At 51.4% G+C, this 17,886-nt stretch carries 11 protein-coding genes; 5 read left to right on the forward strand and 6 right to left on the reverse strand.

Going from position 1 to position 17,886, the window contains the following annotated elements:
- The first annotated feature begins 6 nt into the window (after window positions 1–6).
- Both G1C95_RS11500 and G1C95_RS11505 read left to right on the forward strand, forming a co-directional pair.
- The gene (locus tag G1C95_RS11500; protein ID WP_169173091.1) at window positions 7–1,221 is read left to right on the forward strand and encodes a glycosyltransferase family 2 protein; all 1,215 of its coding nucleotides are present in this window, start codon (window positions 7–9) and stop codon (window positions 1,219–1,221) included.
- A gap of 71 nt (window positions 1,222–1,292) precedes the next feature.
- Window positions 1,293–4,331, forward strand: a complete 3,039-nt coding sequence (locus G1C95_RS11505) for a DUF4422 domain-containing protein (RefSeq protein ID WP_169173092.1) — start codon at window positions 1,293–1,295, stop codon at window positions 4,329–4,331.
- A gap of 35 nt (window positions 4,332–4,366) precedes the next feature.
- Here the strand turns inward: G1C95_RS11505 and G1C95_RS11510 are convergent, their stop codons facing one another.
- Together G1C95_RS11510 and G1C95_RS11515 are read right to left on the reverse strand one after the other, a co-directional pair.
- Window positions 4,367–6,097 (reverse strand): DUF6020 family protein, encoded by a 1,731-nt coding sequence (locus G1C95_RS11510; protein ID WP_240947548.1) that lies wholly within the window; start codon window positions 6,095–6,097, stop codon window positions 4,367–4,369.
- Between the two features lie 22 nt (window positions 6,098–6,119).
- Window positions 6,120–7,238 (reverse strand): acyltransferase, encoded by a 1,119-nt coding sequence (locus G1C95_RS11515; RefSeq protein WP_169173093.1) that lies wholly within the window; start codon window positions 7,236–7,238, stop codon window positions 6,120–6,122.
- Between the two features lie 93 nt (window positions 7,239–7,331).
- Between G1C95_RS11515 and G1C95_RS11520 the strand changes: the two genes are divergently transcribed.
- Together G1C95_RS11520 and G1C95_RS11525 are read left to right on the forward strand one after the other, a co-directional pair.
- Window positions 7,332–8,279 carry a glycosyltransferase family 2 protein gene (locus G1C95_RS11520; RefSeq protein WP_169173094.1) on the forward strand — a complete coding sequence of 316 codons (948 nt, stop codon included), beginning with the start codon at window positions 7,332–7,334 and terminating at the stop codon, window positions 8,277–8,279.
- A gap of 112 nt (window positions 8,280–8,391) precedes the next feature.
- Window positions 8,392–9,669: a tyrosine-type recombinase/integrase gene (locus G1C95_RS11525; protein ID WP_169173095.1), complete on the forward strand. Its 1,278-nt coding sequence runs from the start codon at window positions 8,392–8,394 to the stop codon at window positions 9,667–9,669.
- A gap of 49 nt (window positions 9,670–9,718) precedes the next feature.
- Here the strand turns inward: G1C95_RS11525 and G1C95_RS11530 are convergent, their stop codons facing one another.
- The 3 genes from G1C95_RS11530 to G1C95_RS11540 all read right to left on the reverse strand — a co-directional run bounded on the left by G1C95_RS11530 (window position 9,719) and on the right by G1C95_RS11540 (window position 14,967).
- Entirely contained in the window at window positions 9,719–12,184 is a 2,466-nt protein-coding gene (locus tag G1C95_RS11530) for a glycosyltransferase family 2 protein (protein ID WP_169173096.1), read from the reverse strand.
- Between the two features lie 54 nt (window positions 12,185–12,238).
- The gene (locus G1C95_RS11535) at window positions 12,239–13,597 is read right to left on the reverse strand and encodes a DUF2142 domain-containing protein (protein WP_169173097.1); all 1,359 of its coding nucleotides are present in this window, start codon (window positions 13,595–13,597) and stop codon (window positions 12,239–12,241) included.
- A gap of 203 nt (window positions 13,598–13,800) precedes the next feature.
- A complete protein-coding gene (locus tag G1C95_RS11540) occupies window positions 13,801–14,967 on the reverse strand; it encodes an acyltransferase (protein WP_169173098.1) in 1,167 nt (388 codons plus the stop codon).
- Between the two features lie 86 nt (window positions 14,968–15,053).
- Between G1C95_RS11540 and G1C95_RS11545 the strand changes: the two genes are divergently transcribed.
- Window positions 15,054–16,196, forward strand: a complete 1,143-nt coding sequence (locus G1C95_RS11545; RefSeq protein WP_169173099.1) for an SGNH/GDSL hydrolase family protein — start codon at window positions 15,054–15,056, stop codon at window positions 16,194–16,196.
- On the opposite strand, the gene G1C95_RS11550 is transcribed toward G1C95_RS11545, so the two are convergent.
- Complete coding sequence (locus tag G1C95_RS11550; protein WP_169173100.1) at window positions 16,193–17,593, reverse strand: alpha/beta hydrolase fold domain-containing protein; 1,401 nt, start codon at window positions 17,591–17,593, stop codon at window positions 16,193–16,195. The two genes, G1C95_RS11545 and G1C95_RS11550, sit on opposite strands and share 4 nt — an antisense overlap.
- Window positions 17,594–17,886 lie beyond the last annotated feature (293 nt).

Consider the following 17,886-nt stretch of genomic DNA (forward strand, 5'->3'; position numbering starts at 1 on the left):
GGACCGATGCCCGAGCTTTCCGTCATAATCCCCGCATACAACAACAGCAGGTATCTGCCGGAATGCGTACACAGCGTAACCAAGCAATCATTTCCCGATGTCGAAGTCATCATCGTGGATGATGCCAGTACCGATGATACTTACGACGTGGCGCGGCAGCTTGCCGCAAACGATCCGCGAATTACCGCGATACGGCATGACCACAACGCCGGAACTTTGGCTGCACGCCGTACTGGAATGGAACATTCCTCCGGCGATTTTGTGATGCTCATAGATCAGGATGATGAGCTTGCCGATGAATCATTGCCTGCCCTGATTGCGTTTGCACATAGTCATCCAGCCGATATCTATCATTTCGGCGTGCGCGTATCTGCCGCAACGCCGGCCGCCCAACAAGCGGCCCCCGGCATGACTGGTTTCCTGACGCCCCAGCCGCGTGAATTGCGTGGCGAAGACATTCTTCGCACGCAATTCGCGCAGGAACAAGGTTTCGACTGGCATGTACACCATAAGATGTATCGAGGCGACTTGGCACGTAAGGCCTATGCCATGAGCGCAAACACCAGGCTGCTGCTATCGGATGATCTCTATATGTGTTTCATTCTCGATTCCTTAGCGGAATGCTATCGTGCGATTCCCGATTCCCCTTGGTATATCTATCATTTGGGCCGAGGCGAAACACTTGGACAGCATATGTCCGTTGACTCGCTCAGTGAGCTTGCGCATAGGGACGCCAAGGCGCTGACGCTAATCAGTGATTTTGTACGTAACAACCACAACACCATACTGCGATCAGACTGGGATGCACGATTAAGCGATGTGCGCGATCGTCTGATAGAACATGCGATGAATGAATGGCAGGATAATCTTGCCGAACCTTTGAAGCATGACGGTTTAAACCATGTGTTGGACTGTTGGCCTGCTGATGCAGTTTGTGGTGAACTGTATCGATATACGAGAGATTATGCGTATGCCTATCTGGTCACTTCCGATCGCACCAGCACGAAAGCTCTGAGCGATGCAGACAACGCGAAACGCTATCTGGACATGGCGCAATCCATCGAACGAGATCATGCCACAGCCGTCAGCAATTCCGCCAATGAGCGGTATCACGCCATGCGTGCCATTGCATACCAGCACCTACGCGATTCAGGATTAGATATGCCGCCGTCTCATCGCCCGTCATTCGTGCAGCGTGTGCTCAAACGACTGATTCATTAAGCAATCATCCCCGTATGCCGATGCCGCCGGCGTTGGCTACACTGTTACCCAAACTTGACAAGTGAGGAACCATGCTGAAGATTTCCATCATCATTGCCGCCTATAACGTAGAAACATATATCAAGAACTGCCTGGATAGCGTCAGCGCTCAAACATACTCGAATATCGAGGCCATCGTAGTCAATGATGCCAGCACCGACGGTACCGCTGCCATCATCAATAAGGCAGCAGATGCCGACCCTCGCATCATTGTGGTGAATCACGAGCAGAACAAGGGACTACATCTTACTCGCAAAACCGGCGTCGAGCATGCCACGGGGCAATATGCTTTCTTCTTGGACGGCGATGATGATCTTGATCCGCACATGTGCGAACAGCTTGCTAAAAGCATCAACGACGCCCCTACTGACATTCTTCATTTTGGTCTGACCGTGATCGGTGAAAACGGCATTTTGGATGATGAATGTCAGGCCTTTGAACAGTTCAACAATGCGCCCACTCACGAATCCGCACATGGTGACATTGTGCGAGACATCTACCTTGAATCTCGCGGATACCGCGTGGATTGGCGAGTTACCCAGCGCCTATTCCGCACCGCATTGCTCAAACGCGCTTTTAAGGCCATGACTTCGAATCGTTTGGAACGTGCCGAAGACGGCTACGAATGCCTGGTTATCTCCGCAATGGCTGCATGGTACTCAAGCGCTAAACAATGCCGCGGATATAGGTATCATTACGGACGCGGCGTAACCGGCACCAATACCATTAGCGCGGCAACTTTTTCAAATTTCTGCCGTCAATTCCAAGCTTGCTTCGATGCAACCGATTTGTTCGTTGCGGATCATCCCGAGCTTGACTTGGATGGGTGCGCAGCAGGTTTCCGCCATAAGGCAATCGAACTGCTAGGCAACGACTGGAAAACTCGCGTCACAGAAACAGACAAGGCAGAGGCAGCCCAAGCCATGTCTACCATCATGGGCAGCGCTGTTACCGCACGCGAAGTCTGGCGCCATGTGCGTGATTTGGCTTGGAAACTCATCACTTCCAAGCAGCAGGATGCCAACGATCTTGCCACATTGCGTCAATGGTCGGCAATTGCCGGCACCATTAATGTGACTGACGGCAGTGCACAAGAGCTGGTTCGTTACGGACAGACCAAGTCACGTGCCGAAGAATTGCTGTCCGATCTCTCACGTGCCTCGGAGAAGCAGCAGTATGCTGATCAGCCGATTCGTATATTCGTCACCACCCATAAGAATGTGGACAAGCCGGCGAGCGCCATTCTGCAACCGGTGCAGGTTGGTTTGAAGTCCGGCTCCTACCGATTCCCATGGGCGTTCCAGGATGATGAAGGAGATAACATCTCCGCCAAGAATCCCATGTATTGCGAGCTGACCACCCAATATTGGGCTTGGAAGAATGTGGATGCGGACTATTACGGTTTCTGCCATTATCGTCGCTATTTTGATTTCTCCGACACTGAGCACGAGGAGAACCCGTATGGCGAGGTCATGGACGACTATATCGATGCTGATGCCATCAGGGAGTATGGGCTTGATGATGACACTATGCGCAAAGTCATTGCGGGATGCGACGTTATCACCACGCGTTATGGCGATTTGACCAAAATCATCGACAAGCACGATTCCCCGAAGGGTGTGTGGTTTGCCGCGGATAAGTTGCATAACGCCGATTTGCGCCGATGCTACGAGATTCTGTGCCGTATGCATCCGGATTACCGTCAGGATGCTGACGCGTTCTTGGACGGCAATCGCTCGTGTTTCTGCAATATGTTCATTATGCGCAAGCAGATTTTCCAGGATTATTGTGCGTGGCTGTTCCCCATTCTTGAGGAATTCGAACGTCAGACTGATATGAGTACGTACAGCAAGGAGGCGCTACGCACGCCTGGGCATCTTTCGGAACGCCTGCTCAACATTTATTTGATGCACCATCAGCGCACTGGTTCGAATTGGCGCACCAAAGAGCTGCAGTGTGTACATTTCACCAATCCCGAGCCGGAACAGCGTTTGCGCCCGCTATGGGAACATGCGCCGGAGCTCGCTCGCCCTGTGCCGGTGGTGTTTGCGGCCGATGATAATTATGTGCCGCAGCTGGCTACAACCATCTATTCGGCCATGAAGAACGCTTCGCGGGATCGTTTCTATGACGTGGTGGTGTTGCAGCGCAATATCACGTGGGACAAGCAGGAGCGCTTGCGTGATTTCTTCAGCCAGTTCTCGAATATGAGCTTGCGATTCACCGATGTGGATCGCATGATGAGTGGATATACGCTGTCCACCAACAATCCGCATATCAGCGTCGAGACCTACTACCGCTTCTTGATTCAGGAACTTCTGCCGTTCTATGACAAGGTGTTGTATCTGGATTCCGACATCATCATCAACGGCAATATCGCCGAACTGTACGATACGGAACTTGGCGATACCCTGCTGGGGGCCGTACGTGACATTGACTTCCTTGGCAACCTCAACGTCAAGGGCGGCAAACGTATGGAGTATGCCAAAACGACGCTACGTATGCGCAACCCGTACGATTACTTCCAGGCCGGGGTGCTGGTGCTGAATACCAAGGCCATGCGCGAACGGTACACCATCGAGCAGTGGCTCAACTATGCTTCTGATCCCGATCTTATTTATAACGATCAGGATGTGCTGAACGCCCATTGCCAAGGCAAGGTCACGTATCTGCCATGGGAGTGGAATGTGGTGCATGACCTTGATAATCGCGTCGGTCGTATCTTTGCTTTAGCACCCAACGCGCGTTACGAGGAATATCTCGCATCGCGCAGCAATCCGCGCATCATTCATTATGCCGGCTATATCAAGCCTTGGACCGACCCCGATTGCGACTTCGCATCGATCTACTGGCGTTATGCACGCGAAACACCATTCTATGAGCGATTATTGAAACGAGTCAGCGCAGCCACTGTCCGTTCCTTTGTGCCACCCGAGCCGAAGGATCAACATCAGCGGGCGATTGGTGACGCGAATCCGTTGCGCAAGCTTATTGATCCCATTGCACCATTGGGCAGCAACCGACGTGAATTGTTGAAGTCCGTTGGGCGAATGGTGCGTGGGCGGAAATAAGCCCACGCACTCACGCCCTCACGGACATCTCAATCTCAGAGCCTGTCTGTCATGCCCTGTTCTTGGCCGTGCTGTTCGGCGAGCGCCGCGGCCAAGAACAGCGGCAGCACGCATATCAGCTGCAGCAAGTATCGGGTCGGCTCTCCGCCCATACCGGATACCGGCGTCAACAGCAGGTAGGCGAACGACATGTTCACGGGCATCATCGCTACCAAACGCCGGAATTTGCCTTTACCCGGTCGCATGGCTAGATATAGCAGGAAGAACGGCACGATGGACGCCCACCAGGCGCGGAAAAACAGTACGTTCAATACTGGAATGCTTTGCTCGGCATCATAAATCGCTCTGGCTGTGCCACTGGCCACAGCGGTTTTCGGCCATTGGGGCACCAATTCGGTAATGGGATCGTAATACCATGCTGATTCCGTGCACACCACCATGTAGCTGGGCGAGCCATCCGTGTTGCGGAAGCTGAACCAACCTTGGACCAATCCAAGCCAAGCTTCAAAATGCCCCGCTGGGTGTTCGATGGTTTTACGCAGCCAGAGGTTGATGAAATCTCCCATAAGATCGGGGTTCTTCAGGCTCGTGCCTTTCACCGGGTCGGCGATGACGGGATCGTATGCCTCGGCAATCTGATCATAGGGGATAGTGAGAAAATCTGAGACAAGTTTTTTATCCGCTTCAGACATGCCTTCGGGATCATATTTCACATCGTGCGCCACCATCTGAATGGCGAAAGGAATCGTCTCCTGTTTGCCGCCCGGCTGCACGCCCAAAGCCGGCATCACCACCTTGGGCATAATCACCATCATGATTACGGCCACTACCAGCGCAGAAGCTGCCATAAACGCTCTGGCCTTTTTGGTCAGTTGCATTACGCACACCATAATCAATGCCGGAACGACAATATACACGCACGGTTTTTTGGTAACGCAGGTCAGCAAGCTCATAACGAGCAGCGTCGGGACGACCCACGGCTTGCTGCAGATCGTTCCCTTGGATCGCACAATCTCGACGAACAGCAAGCAGAACGGAATAAAGAACAACACCGAAAGCGTGTCTTTGGCTAACGATGTGAACATCACCGGGAACACCGGGAACAAGGCGAACAATGCCAACTGCACGTGGCACGCCAAACGGCTCAGGCCCAGACGGCGCGTATAAAGCACAATGCCTCCAAGCAACGCCGGAGCCGTCAATAGCTGAATCACAACAAGTATGTACAAGCCCAGAATCGGGTTATGGAACAATGCCTGCCCCAAATCCGCGAGCCAACCGAACAGGTAAGTCAAAGCGAACGGATGATGGTCAGTGAATGGTTCAACGCCATAATGTTCCAACAATTGCTTGGAGGTGTCCGACCAGTAGACTCCGGGGAACAGCGTAACGACATACGGCAGCCAGCACACTAGAATAATGGCCCACAGTTTCGTCAACGAACGACACGACCATCGGTAGTCTATCAGCGCGTTCTCGTCGCTATCCACACTCAAATCCAGTGCGGCCGCCCTCGCCTCACGGCGACGGCCCAGAAACAGTCTGCACGCATTGAATGCCACGACGAACAGCGCTGCGAACAACACCATGCGCACATACAAGGACACATTGTTCAGCGGCAGACGCCCCTCAGCGTTGGCAACTCCATCGCCTAAACCAAACATTATGCCCAGCAGCACGGGAATCAACGTGCGCCATTCCATAACCCCAGATTTGTTCACACGTTCCATCAACATCATCTTCACCCCGTTATGTTCTTTCGCCATGCACACCACTTCCTATAGACCCTTACAGTGAGAACAACTTGCCGATCAATGGAACTCTGCGCAAGACACAGGAAGCCAGCAAGCAGCATACGAAAATCATCAAAACAAATACGATATTGACCACGGTGACCATACCATGGCGCAACGTACCCATCGCTGCGAAACCGGGCAGTTGCTGCACTTTGGCAAACAGCGTAATCGCCATCAGATGCAGCATATAGACGCCGAACGTGTTCTGCCCGCTCTGTGTGATGATGGTCTGCGCAACGTGGTTGTTGGTGTGAATCATCAGGCATAGCGCGAGTATCAATATGGTCGTCGCAAACGTGGGCAGCAACCAATAGCCATAATCAATAGTGAGGTTGGTGCTCCTAACCGCATGCTGGAAACGCTGAGTGCCCAGCAGAAGCACATAGCACAGCACCACCGCCGCTATGGCCACGGCAGGTTTGATACGTTTCCATGGCCATGCTGTCGGCGGATTCTCCCCGGGATGTACCATGACATTTCCCAATATGCCACCCACAAGGAAATACAACGCCACATAGCCATAGCCACCAAACACGGTGAATTCGCTCAAACCGCCCAGTATGGATGCGAATTCGTGCCCTGATGCCGCGCCCAGCATATCGAGCAGCACCACCGCCGTATCCTTGCCCACAGTGAACGCGGACAATACCACAACCAGCGAGCGTAATGCCATTCCGCCCGCGTCAAACACCAGTTTGAGCGCCGGATACACCGCGTATACCGCAATCAATGCATGCATAAACCAAAAATAGCCGGTGGGATATGCGCCGAACGCACCGCCGAACTGGAACTTAAGAAAATCCTTGATACTGACAGGCTGTGTTCCGTCAACGACTACAAAGAACAGTGCGGCCAAGGTTTTCCATATGGCAATAATTGCCACAATTGCGGCCAATTTGCGGTAATGCTTACGCACATCCAGTTTTCGTGGCAGCAGCAGTGCACCGTTAACCGCGAAAAACAGTGGCACACACACCACGCACGCCGTGGTGGCTAACGTTCCATCGAGGCCGCCCGAATAATACCGCGTATAAAACGAATAATGCAGCAGCACCACTAGAAACATGGCGATGGTTTTCGCCACATCATAGCCCAGTATGCGTTGTTTCATCAGGTTCACCTCATCTCCGCCTGCACGTCGAGAACCAGTGTAGCGAGCGCCCTGCCGACGCATATGGCCAACGATTTGGCTATAGTGGGCACCATGCCCGAGATTACGAATCCGACCATTGCCGTGCTGCTGCCCTGCTACAACGAGGAAATCACCATCGGCAAGGTAGTGCGCGACTTCCGCACCGCACTGCCAAGCGCCACAGTGTATGTGTATGACAATAATTCCACTGACCGAACTGCCGAAATCGCCGCAGCCGAAGGCGCTGTGGTGCGCAAGGAGCCGCGTCAGGGCAAGGGCAATGTAATCCGAGCGATGTTCGAAGACATCGATGCCGACGTATATGTTATGGCCGACGGTGACGACACCTATCCGGCCGATGCCGCGCCTGCAATGGTGAGCAAGGTGCTTGAAGGCTACGATATGGTGATCGGCGATCGCCTGAGCTCCACTTATTTCCAAGAAAACAAGCGTCCGTTCCACAATTTCGGCAATCGTTTGGTGCGCGGTTCGATTAATGGGTTGTTCGGCGCGCACGTTACCGACATTATGACCGGGTATCGCGCATTCAATTTCACATTCGTCAAAACCTACCCCGTGCTCTCGCGTGGTTTCGAAGTAGAGACGGAAATGACGATTCACAGCCTGAACAACAACCTGCGTCTATTCGAAATGCCGATTCAGTACCGCGACAGGCCGGAGGGATCAGTGTCCAAACTGGACACCGTGGGTGATGGCATCAAGGTGATGAGCACTATTTTCCGCATGATCCGCGAATATAAGCCCCTGCCGTTCTTTGGCAGCATCGGATTGATCCTTAGTGTTATCGGATTAGTACTGACCAGTTCGGTCACTATTGATTTCTGGCATACCGGTGTGGTGTTGCGCTTCCCCACCCTGATCGGCGCTGTGATGCTGGTGATTGCCGGGCTGCTGCTGATTGTTTCCGGCATCATTCTTGATGTAATGGCGAAGAACGATCGCAAGTTATTCGTTATCGATCAGAACCGATTTGCTTTTCTGCAAAGACGACACGACTAAAACGTGTATGCCGGCGTTTCCCTAAGTATTGTCTTGCTTATGGGAAACGCCTTCAATAAGGACGCGCCCGTTCTTCTCCAACTCACCCCCGTAGCATGGCTACTGTGTTGCCATGGCAAGAGTATGGATTGATGATCTCTGGCTCAAGAACGACAACGGCGTTCCCCCTTCCTCCACCGCCAAGCGTTCGCTTGCAGCGGTGAGCGACCCTATGCAGGCTCAGGTTCCCGAACGATGGCGATCTTCGCGGTTCGGCCATGGCATGCGATGGCGATGTCGATGGTATTCGATTGAGGGGGCCGTCCGCAGGCAACATTCGAAATCGTTCCGCCGCTTGGCTGACGCCGAAGCTTTCCAAGCGGCAATGGAAGATGATGTGCGCCGTGGACGCTACGCCAACCCGAATGATGCCCGCCGCAAGTTCAAGGATGTTGCGGATATGTGGATGCGTTCCAAGAACAATGTGAGCGAGGGTGTGCGAGCGCGCTACGAATGTGAGTTGCGCGTTTATGTGAACCCACGTTGGGCGAATGTGCCGATAGGTTCCATCACGCTCGACGATGTGGCCCGTTGGGTCACCGATCTGACCACCGGCGATTACCCGGTTGATCTGCGCTGGAAAAAGAAACCAAAGCCGCTTTCACCCCGATCAGTGAAAAGCATTGTGCGCGTGGTGTTCGCCGGCGTGCTCGATTATGCGGTGAAGGTTAAATATCTGATGGACAATCCCGCACGCGACGTGGAGATTCCCAAACCGGAATACCATGATCTGGTGTTTCTGGACATTCACGAAATCGAACGGTTAGCAGAAGCCGCACAAACCGTCGGGCGGCCAGTGGATGCCCTGATCATTCGCTTCCAAAGCTATGTGGGCACACGCATCAACGAAACCTTCGCCTTGCAAGTGGGCGATCTGGATTTAACCGAACGCAAGATTCGCGTGCGCCGCACTTGGAAGAACAGCGCCACGGCGCAACGGCTTGGCCCGCCGAAAAACGGTAAGCCGCGCACCGTGGCGATTCCGAAGTTTCTGGTCAAACCGCTGCGCGAGCAGATCAAGGGGCAACCGGAAACCGCCTATGTGTTCCGCGCGATCAAAGGCGGTCACGTCAATGATCACAACTGGCGGCGCAAGGTGTGGCATCCGGCGGTCGAGGCGGCAGGCCTGAAAGATGTGGAGGGGCTGACGCCCCATTCGCTGCGTCATTCATATGCGGCCATTGCCATCAAAGCCGGAGCGGACGTGAAAATTCTGCAGCGACAAATGGGGCATTCAAGCGCCAGCCTGACGTTGGACGTGTATGGCTTCCTATTCCCGGAACGCTTGGAACAGGTGGCTAATGCGATTGATACCGAGCGCACGGCTGCAATCACATCACGCAAACGATAATCGATATGAGCATACGAAGGCGTCTCTCACCTGAACCAATTCGGCGATATCACCAAGCAATCTTGTAGTTACCGTCGTATTGGTTCAGATTTGAGTTGATGTACTTTCCATGTTCAATAGTGGGATTCCAACGCAAACGGAATCTTCCATATTCAACTTCAGCACGCCTTTGCTTATCCGGATCGCGTTCGTCACGCCCGCGGCTGGTGAATTCGTTGTGGTACAGCATTGCTTGTGGTTCAAAAACCACAAGATATCCAGCCTCGCCTACCTTTAGTGATAGATCGACATCGTTCAACACCACAACCAGTGATTCGTCCAAACCACCAATCTGTTCATAAACGGAACGTCGAATCATCTGGCAGGCACCCGTCACCGCGGGAACGTTCGATGGATAGCGCATGGTTTCCATATAACCGCTATCATCCGCTGCGAGATCGTAGCCAAGGTATCCGCAATTATCTACAGCAACCCACACACCACCATGCTGAACGATGCCATCGTGACAGATGAGTTTGGCTCCTACCATGCCCACATCTTCACGACCGAAATGGTTGACCATATTCCCCAGCCATTCGGCATTAATCACTTCGGTATCGTTGTTCAGAAACAGAATGAGCTCGCCTGTTGCGAAAGTTGCTCCATAATTGCAGATTGCCGAATAGTTGAATCCATGCCCTGGCCAACGCACTACACGAACGCGTTCCTGTTCTGCCGCGATACGCTCGTAATATGCAAAAGTTGCCTCTTCGACACTATTATTCTCAACCATAATAATTTCGTAATTGTCATATTCGGTTTTGGACAGTACCGCATCCACGCACTTTGACAATATATCGGAATGATCTTTGGTGGGAATAACAATACTTACTTTAGGCGCATGGTCGAACTGATACCGAGTACGATACCGGAATGGTAATTCCGAGGTCATGACTTCGGCTTTTACCCCAGTGCGTTCAAAATGACGGCTCAGTGCCAAACGACCAGCCTCATCAGCATATGGCTTGCTATCCGGATTAACACTGGTAGACCCCGGATGCATACGCCAGTGGTACAGCATATGAGGCACATGGCGAATGCACCGCGCCACTTCGATGCTTTTAAGAATTAAATCGTAATCCTGAGCGCCTGCCACATCTGCCGTAGATAATTCCACACGGTTGAGAGCATAGCGACTCACCATCAGCAAGTGCGTAACATAGTTATAGGAATACAACAGATCACGATTAAAGCCAGGCTTGAAGAACGGCTGACGATATTCGCCATTTTCCAACCTATCTTCATCGCAATATAATAAATCAACATCAGGATGTCGATTAATTTCGGCAACATACTGGTAAAGCGCATCCGGTTCGACGGTGTCATCATGATCAACAAAACCCACGTAATCGCCCACGGCTTCGCGAATACCCACGTTAGTGTTATCAGCGATGTTTCGGTTCTTCGCTTTAATCACGCGAATACGATCATCACGATATTCGGCAAGCACCCGATCGATTTCGGGGTAATTGTCGCTTACATCTACCAACAACAGTTCGAACTTTTCGTAAGACTGCGCAAGCAGCGAATTCAGCATCGCACGCAAATAAGGTGCAGGCGTACGAAATAGCACAACAACAAGGCTTATCAAAGGTTGATGTTCCCATGTCTGGCACATTGCACGCTGTTGCGCCAAATCACCGTAAGTGGCACGATGCTGCTCCAACCAATTGGGATATGCAGGATCATGGTATGCGTTACGCGTATGCTCATAAGCCCCATTAACGAAGCCTTCCCATGCCGGGGGCAGCACACAGGCAAAGTTGCCATATGGATAATCATGGCCTTTTTCTTCAACGCTAACGCATAATGTACGCGAAGTTTTAGGCATGCGAATGGAATAGCAGATTTCACGCATTATCGTGCTGCCATTGTTCGCATGTATTTGACCATTTTCAATAACAATCGGTTGAACATCCAGTTCAGATGCATCATGATCATAAACATGAATCTCATACTGAGCATTGGCTACATAGGGTGCCCGCACCACAAAACGGCATGACACCTCATCGGGAGCAATGGGATAAATACCCGGCACAAATACATGAATATTTCCCGACAGACGACGTTGATCAATGTCTCGCATCTGAAATGCCACATCAGAATGAAACTTATAGAACAAGCGAGAACGAACTTTTGATTCCAGCGGTTTGAATGGGAAAGTAAATACGGGCCTGGATGTATCCGCGACCGTATGGTCGAAAACATTCACGGTCAAGTCTGTACCATCCAGCAGCGGCACGGCCACTACGCACGAGAATTTGCCGTCTCCCTCGACTGCATGCTCATCCCCAGCCTTGGCAACAGCTGTTGGATCTTCCCCGGGAAATCCATACGGATACACGCCACACATAATGGTATTGCCGTTCGCCGCCGTAGCCACAGCGTACAGGTTTTCAACCCTGTGGCCTTCGACATCCAACTTCACATACCCTTTACCATTGCCTCTGCAAAGCCCACCCATAGTAATCGTCATGTTTGCTCCTCTGTTCCGCACATGTTATCTGCCCGCTTTAAACTAGTGTACTCATCAAGCCTCTGCGGACTTGTTGTCAGCATTGCCAGCACGGCCACAGTCTTTCACACAATGCAATGCCACCGCCAACGGAAGTATCGGCAGTATATAGCGGCCTTGGAATCCCTCTAACATGTCCCATGTCGACATACTTGATACATCATTCCATGTCAACGCCTCAAAAAAATAAATGGCCCACAGGCACATGAGGAATCCTATCAACGCGCAAATCGCATACCGCCACCGACTAATCAACGATGACATCCGGATACACCCTCTACTCGTGGTACCACGCATCTGCCAAAGTTGCTTGATGAATGCCAGCAGCACTAGCGACAAGAACGCCACCGCCAAATACATATAGTTGGCACCCAGCACATCAAGTTCACGTTTGGAACACAGCATATTCCACAAGGCCATCACCACCGGTTTCCATGGGCGTTCCATGATATATTCCCGGTTTGCCGCCATATTAACCGCATACAATCCGCCAGAATATCGTGAACTCCACCATAGGTAAGCAATTGCAGCAATTACCACGATTCCTAGCGCAATAGCTTTTCGACGCATGCTCAGCACATGATGAGGAAGCACCAGTGCCAGCAACGCAACAACGCAATACAACGGTTTACCGTACAACAGCAATACGCCCAACAGCAACAATGCAACATACGTCTTCAAACCCATAGGACGACGCTCATGAGCAGATGCAACCGTCAACGCTATAAAACAGGCACTGAAAGCAATGAACTGGCCATCAGGCATAAGGGAACAGGCCACGAAAACAGTGGTAGGAAGAACACCAATCACCACCAAAACGCTCTTACCCCAGGGCGTCACCCAGATGGCAAAGCCCATAAGCAACACAAATACTAGGAAATTCGTCACCCTAGCCATCTGCCAAGCCTGATAAGGCGCAACTCCCAAAGCTCTTCCAACCGCCAAACCGATCGCCTGGGGAACATAATTGGTCGGTGCATATTGTGTGGAGCGATAGAATCCTTCGATGGGTTTGCCCGCTGCATCAGCAGATGCACGTTGCTTGCTAATGATTTGCGCGGAATCACCGGAGAGCGCCGGCCGAATGACATTGACCGTCAATGAGTTATCCATATCCACCGACAGGTATCCACTTTCCGCGCGCAGATATTGCCGACGAATTCTATTGCCATATTCGTCAGTCACATATTCCGTGTCGTTGCCTGACTGCCCAGTAGCCAACGCATATGTAGAAGGAAGATGCAAACTGGGGTCAGGCATGGAAAATGCCCCCGCATGCCCGATGAAGAACACGCATTGCACAAGCGCCACGATTGCGAAACTGACAACTGCAGTTATATTCAAGGCGTTGCCTTTACTATTCGTCTCACGCACCGGTCGCCTCCCACTTTGCTTCGCTCATCGGATCATAGAAATGCCGATGCTCCCCCTCAGTGTACTTGCAACCTCTTATACGGCAAGTCTTAATCCGCATCAGAAGCACACGCCACATATTCGTTCGCCATGCCGGCTCGTCTGCATCGTGTCTGTATCGTGTCCGATTTTTGCCGTCGCAAAGGTCCAAAAGACACTGCAAATCACATCATGATGAGCCGTCGCACTACCGGAATTTTGCGCAGTATCCAACACATCAACGCGCATATTGTCATAACGATCAGTCCGTACAGCAGATAAGGAGGAATCAGGAAAGTGATGTGTCCAGGGAAATCCCAACCCAAGGCTCTTCCAGCGCCAAGCACGATCCAATGAATCACGTAGATGCCTAGAGTGTTAGAGCCAATAAAGCTCAACAGCTTCCCGATAGCCGCTGTAAAACGGCAATTGACAAGCATGATGAACAAGCTCACTGCCATGAGCAACACGCACACATCGTCGTAACCAGTGCTGATATGGTCGTACCCTTGTTCCCCCGCGTAAATATGGCTGAGGTTGTACAGACAGAAAACCAGCATGGCGAACATGAACACCAATGACGAGAAGATCAGCGTCTTACGACCAACCAGCTGCTTACGCCGTTCAAACAGCAACGCCCCGAGCATGAAATACACAATCGACCAACCTTCAATGCCGCGCAAAGGATTGAAGGGACCGACTGGATCGATTTGGCTCGGCTTACCTGCTGCACCGAATAGCAGTCTCGCCACATCAATGCCGTTGCGCAGCAGTGTGACGCCGAAAGTGCACACCAACGCTATTACTAGAAAACATAAAAACCAAGAACGCTCATGATCCCAAACAGATTTCAGCAGAGGGAACAAGCAATAGAGCACCACCAACGCACAGAAGAACCAAAGATGATTATTCAACCTGTCTTGCAGATGATAGGTATTGCGAATCATGTCTGGGAAGGACATTCGGTTCCATAGGCCAAGAGCCTCGAAACTGGCCTGTGTGATGCAGCTCCACACGAAGGTGAGCACAACCACCGTAAGCGTCTTGGTCATATGTCGCCGAATCTTCAGCGGCCGAGAAAACAGCAACGCCCCATTGACCAAGAAGAATAATGGTACGCAAACGGCCATTGCCCCAGTTATCGCATAGTTCGCCAGAGCTCTAAGCCCATGAGGGTAATGTACTATACCCCAGTTCGCATAGTTTCCCGCCTCGGCGTGATACACCACAACCATGAAAATGGCGATGGTCTTGATAAGGTCTAAACCCAAACAACGTTGAGTACCGGAAGATTTCTGAAGTGCTTCACGTTCTGTCGTTTCAGCATCGTTTTGTGTCATCGTCTTGTTCATGGCCCCTCATTATAGGTTTCACTCAGGCACCAGCGTCTATGATGGAGCGCAGATTATTGGTCCCGGACAATAACAACGGATGGATTATGAAGCGACTGAAAACATGCCTCATCGCCATGCTTATGGCAGTAGTGCTGGTAGCTGCCAGTGTATGTGTTTACCACCTTCCGACTATTCGTTCCTGGTTCTCAACGAAAGAGGAGCCGCAACCAGCCGCACAGCAACAGAAACCTAAGGCTTCATCAGAACGCACGCTCACTGGTACGGAACTAGTGGTGATTGGAGATTCCTATCACGATTCCGATACCACTGATTACCAGGAAGCCGGTGAGCAGCTAGCCGACTTGTCTGGTTTACGACTGCATAACTATGCCACGTTGGGCACGGGGTGGCTTAAAACCACCATAAAGGATGGGGAATCCGTTGATTTCACTACGCAAATCGACTCGGCAATCGAAGAAGCACAAAACGGCAATTACACCGACGAAACAGCTTTGGTTGTAGTGGCCGGTGGATACAACGATGCTTTTGAACGATACGATTCTGCAGAAACAGAACAGCTACTCTCTGCAGTGCGCCGAGGCCTCACCAAACTCAAGAAAGCCTTCCCCTCATCAGTGGTGCTGTTTGTTCCTTATTTAGCAGCAAACGATCCGACCCTTCCCCAGCTTATGGATAGAGAGGTGGCTGCACAGGTTATCGACACCGCAGAAAAAACCGGAGTAGATGTAGCGCCATATGCATGGGAATGGAATCTGGGACAAGATCAATATTTCAACACATCTGAAGACGCCATTCATCCTGATTCCGATGCGGGTTTCCGTCATATCGCGCAAATGGAGTGGGATGCAGCCTTGGGAAAACACATATCACACCCAGAAGTCACTCATCGCAAACGCTCAGCAGCCAATGGCAGTACCGTTGAATATTTGGAAGCAGTGTCGTTAAAAAAAGGCGTTATCAGTGGGTCTATTACCTTCACCCCCATCATTTCTGCATCCGCCTCTGCGCTTGACGGCATTATGACGAATAGTGCCCTGTGGAATGTCTGGGATGGAACCAGTGTCTCTATTCTTGATGAAGACGGCAACGATACAGGTTACAGCATCGAACTCAACGTACAACGAGATTCAGAAGCCTCTCCCTTTACCGTTACCGGCAGTGGCGTCTTATTATCAGGAGAAAGCTATACCGCCACTTTCCCTGATACAACTATCAGCATCCCTTAGTCTTCTGTTGTGGATCGCAATCCGGACACCATAAATGCAACGCCTTCACGTTGCCAAGAATTCTTGCCAAGCCGCTCATACTCCTTTACGTCACTGGTGTACATGTGATATCCGGAGTATGGATTGAATAGGCGAAAAACAGAAGTGTCCCCATCCGACGGTGCCACGAATGCCACGCCTTCGCTAAACCACCCTTGCCTCGATAACGATTCGTACTCATTCACATTCGAGGTCAAAATATGCTCGCCCGAAAAAGAATTGTACAAACGATACACTGGCGATCCATTCACCGCATCCGCATCCAATGCCTGAAACGCTGAAGATTCATCAATCCAACCGTTCGCCCGCAACGAAGCATCCTCATCCTTATCAAGAGTAAGCAGATGCAAACCGTTATACGGGTTATACAGTCGCCGCACACTTATCAACGGCTCAGACAATCCCAAACTCTTTGCTAAGAAAGCGCTGTATCGCCGATGCGCTTGATCACTCGCATAAAACATAGGCACATCCATATGCCCTGCTTTTGCAAGCAACCAAGTTTCTGCCCTATTGTCCGCCAATGCCGTATTCATTGCTTCCGCCATAAGCTCCGACTGCTGGTACGACACTACATCGTCACTACCTCCATGAACCAACAGCATCGGCACTGTTTGCTCATTCACATATGTAATCGGACTAGCGTTCACCTCGTCCTGGTCGTCATGACCTGCCCCAAGTAGTAAATCTTTAGCAGCTTGGGCACCAAGGCTGTCTCCCGTACGCGTACCCCATTGGTTCAAATCCGCTATACCACTTACTGAAATCACCGCTTGAACAGCGCTGGAAATCTGCGCGTTGCCCATATCAAGGTCTTCCCAGTCCTGTTGTCCGTTGGTTACCCCCAGCATCATCGCCAGATGACCGCCAGCCGATTCGCCAAACACCGTAATGCGCGTCGGATCAATGCCATATTGCTGTGCATGCGCACGTAAAAAGCGAATCGCCGCCTTGCAATCGTAGATTTGTGCCGGCCACCGCGCCTCAACACTTAACCGATAATTAATCGAAGCTACCGCATAGCCCTGCTCCAGCAACGCTGCGAAAACAGGAGCGTCATCACCGAGTTCTTTATCTCCGCCATACCAAGCTCCACCATGAATACGAACCACAAGAGGACGCAAATCAGTTTCAGATTCTTTCTCATCATTGTGGGCATAGGAATCCTCAGATGGCAGATATAGGTCAAGCTTCTGCGATTTATGGGCATTGGCTTTATTCACATATGGCACATCAGAATAGGTAGCCACTGGAACCGCGCTCTCAACACCCAAAGCGCTGACGGGGAATGCCGTGGACAGCAGCAAACTTACGGTTATCCACAAAATCAGTAGGCCACGCAGACGATACGATCGCATTCTTGTCCCATTCTGTCAATTGCTCACAAAACAGGCCATATCCTACTTTTGCCCCGGCACAAACACTTTCTGCCACCGTCATCGTGTCCAATCGTGCCCATAGTGTTCAAGGTTTTCTTCAACTATCCCACAATCCCTTTTATTACAACGGATTTTAGCTTTTTGATTCTTGAATTTTCAGAGCAAGTGCAACGGGTGTGAATGATATGGGCCCATGGGTTCCCGATAGCATGGTGTTTGCTTACGACAACCAGACATCGGGAGGGCCCATGGGCCGGTACACCCATCTTACC

Source organism: Bifidobacterium oedipodis (assembly GCF_012932425.1).
Lineage (GTDB): Bacteria > Actinomycetota > Actinomycetes > Actinomycetales > Bifidobacteriaceae > Bifidobacterium > Bifidobacterium oedipodis.

What these genes read in the sequence shown, in the direction of transcription:
- G1C95_RS11500 (WP_169173091.1), top strand. Translation starts at nt 7, where the DNA reads ATGCCCGAGCTTTCCGTCATAATCCCCGCATACAACAACAGCAGGTAT.
- G1C95_RS11505 (WP_169173092.1), top strand. Translation starts at nt 1,293, where the DNA reads ATGCTGAAGATTTCCATCATCATTGCCGCCTATAACGTAGAAACATAT.
- G1C95_RS11510 (WP_240947548.1), bottom strand. Translation starts at nt 6,097, where the DNA reads ATGGCGAAAGAACATAACGGGGTGAAGATGATGTTGATGGAACGTGTG.
- G1C95_RS11515 (WP_169173093.1), bottom strand. Translation starts at nt 7,238, where the DNA reads ATGAAACAACGCATACTGGGCTATGATGTGGCGAAAACCATCGCCATG.
- G1C95_RS11520 (WP_169173094.1), top strand. Translation starts at nt 7,332, where the DNA reads ATGCCCGAGATTACGAATCCGACCATTGCCGTGCTGCTGCCCTGCTAC.
- G1C95_RS11525 (WP_169173095.1), top strand. Translation starts at nt 8,392, where the DNA reads ATGGCAAGAGTATGGATTGATGATCTCTGGCTCAAGAACGACAACGGC.
- G1C95_RS11530 (WP_169173096.1), bottom strand. Translation starts at nt 12,184, where the DNA reads ATGACGATTACTATGGGTGGGCTTTGCAGAGGCAATGGTAAAGGGTAT.
- G1C95_RS11540 (WP_169173098.1), bottom strand. Translation starts at nt 14,967, where the DNA reads ATGAACAAGACGATGACACAAAACGATGCTGAAACGACAGAACGTGAA.
- G1C95_RS11545 (WP_169173099.1), top strand. Translation starts at nt 15,054, where the DNA reads ATGAAGCGACTGAAAACATGCCTCATCGCCATGCTTATGGCAGTAGTG.
- G1C95_RS11550 (WP_169173100.1), bottom strand. Translation starts at nt 17,593, where the DNA reads ATGCGATCGTATCGTCTGCGTGGCCTACTGATTTTGTGGATAACCGTA.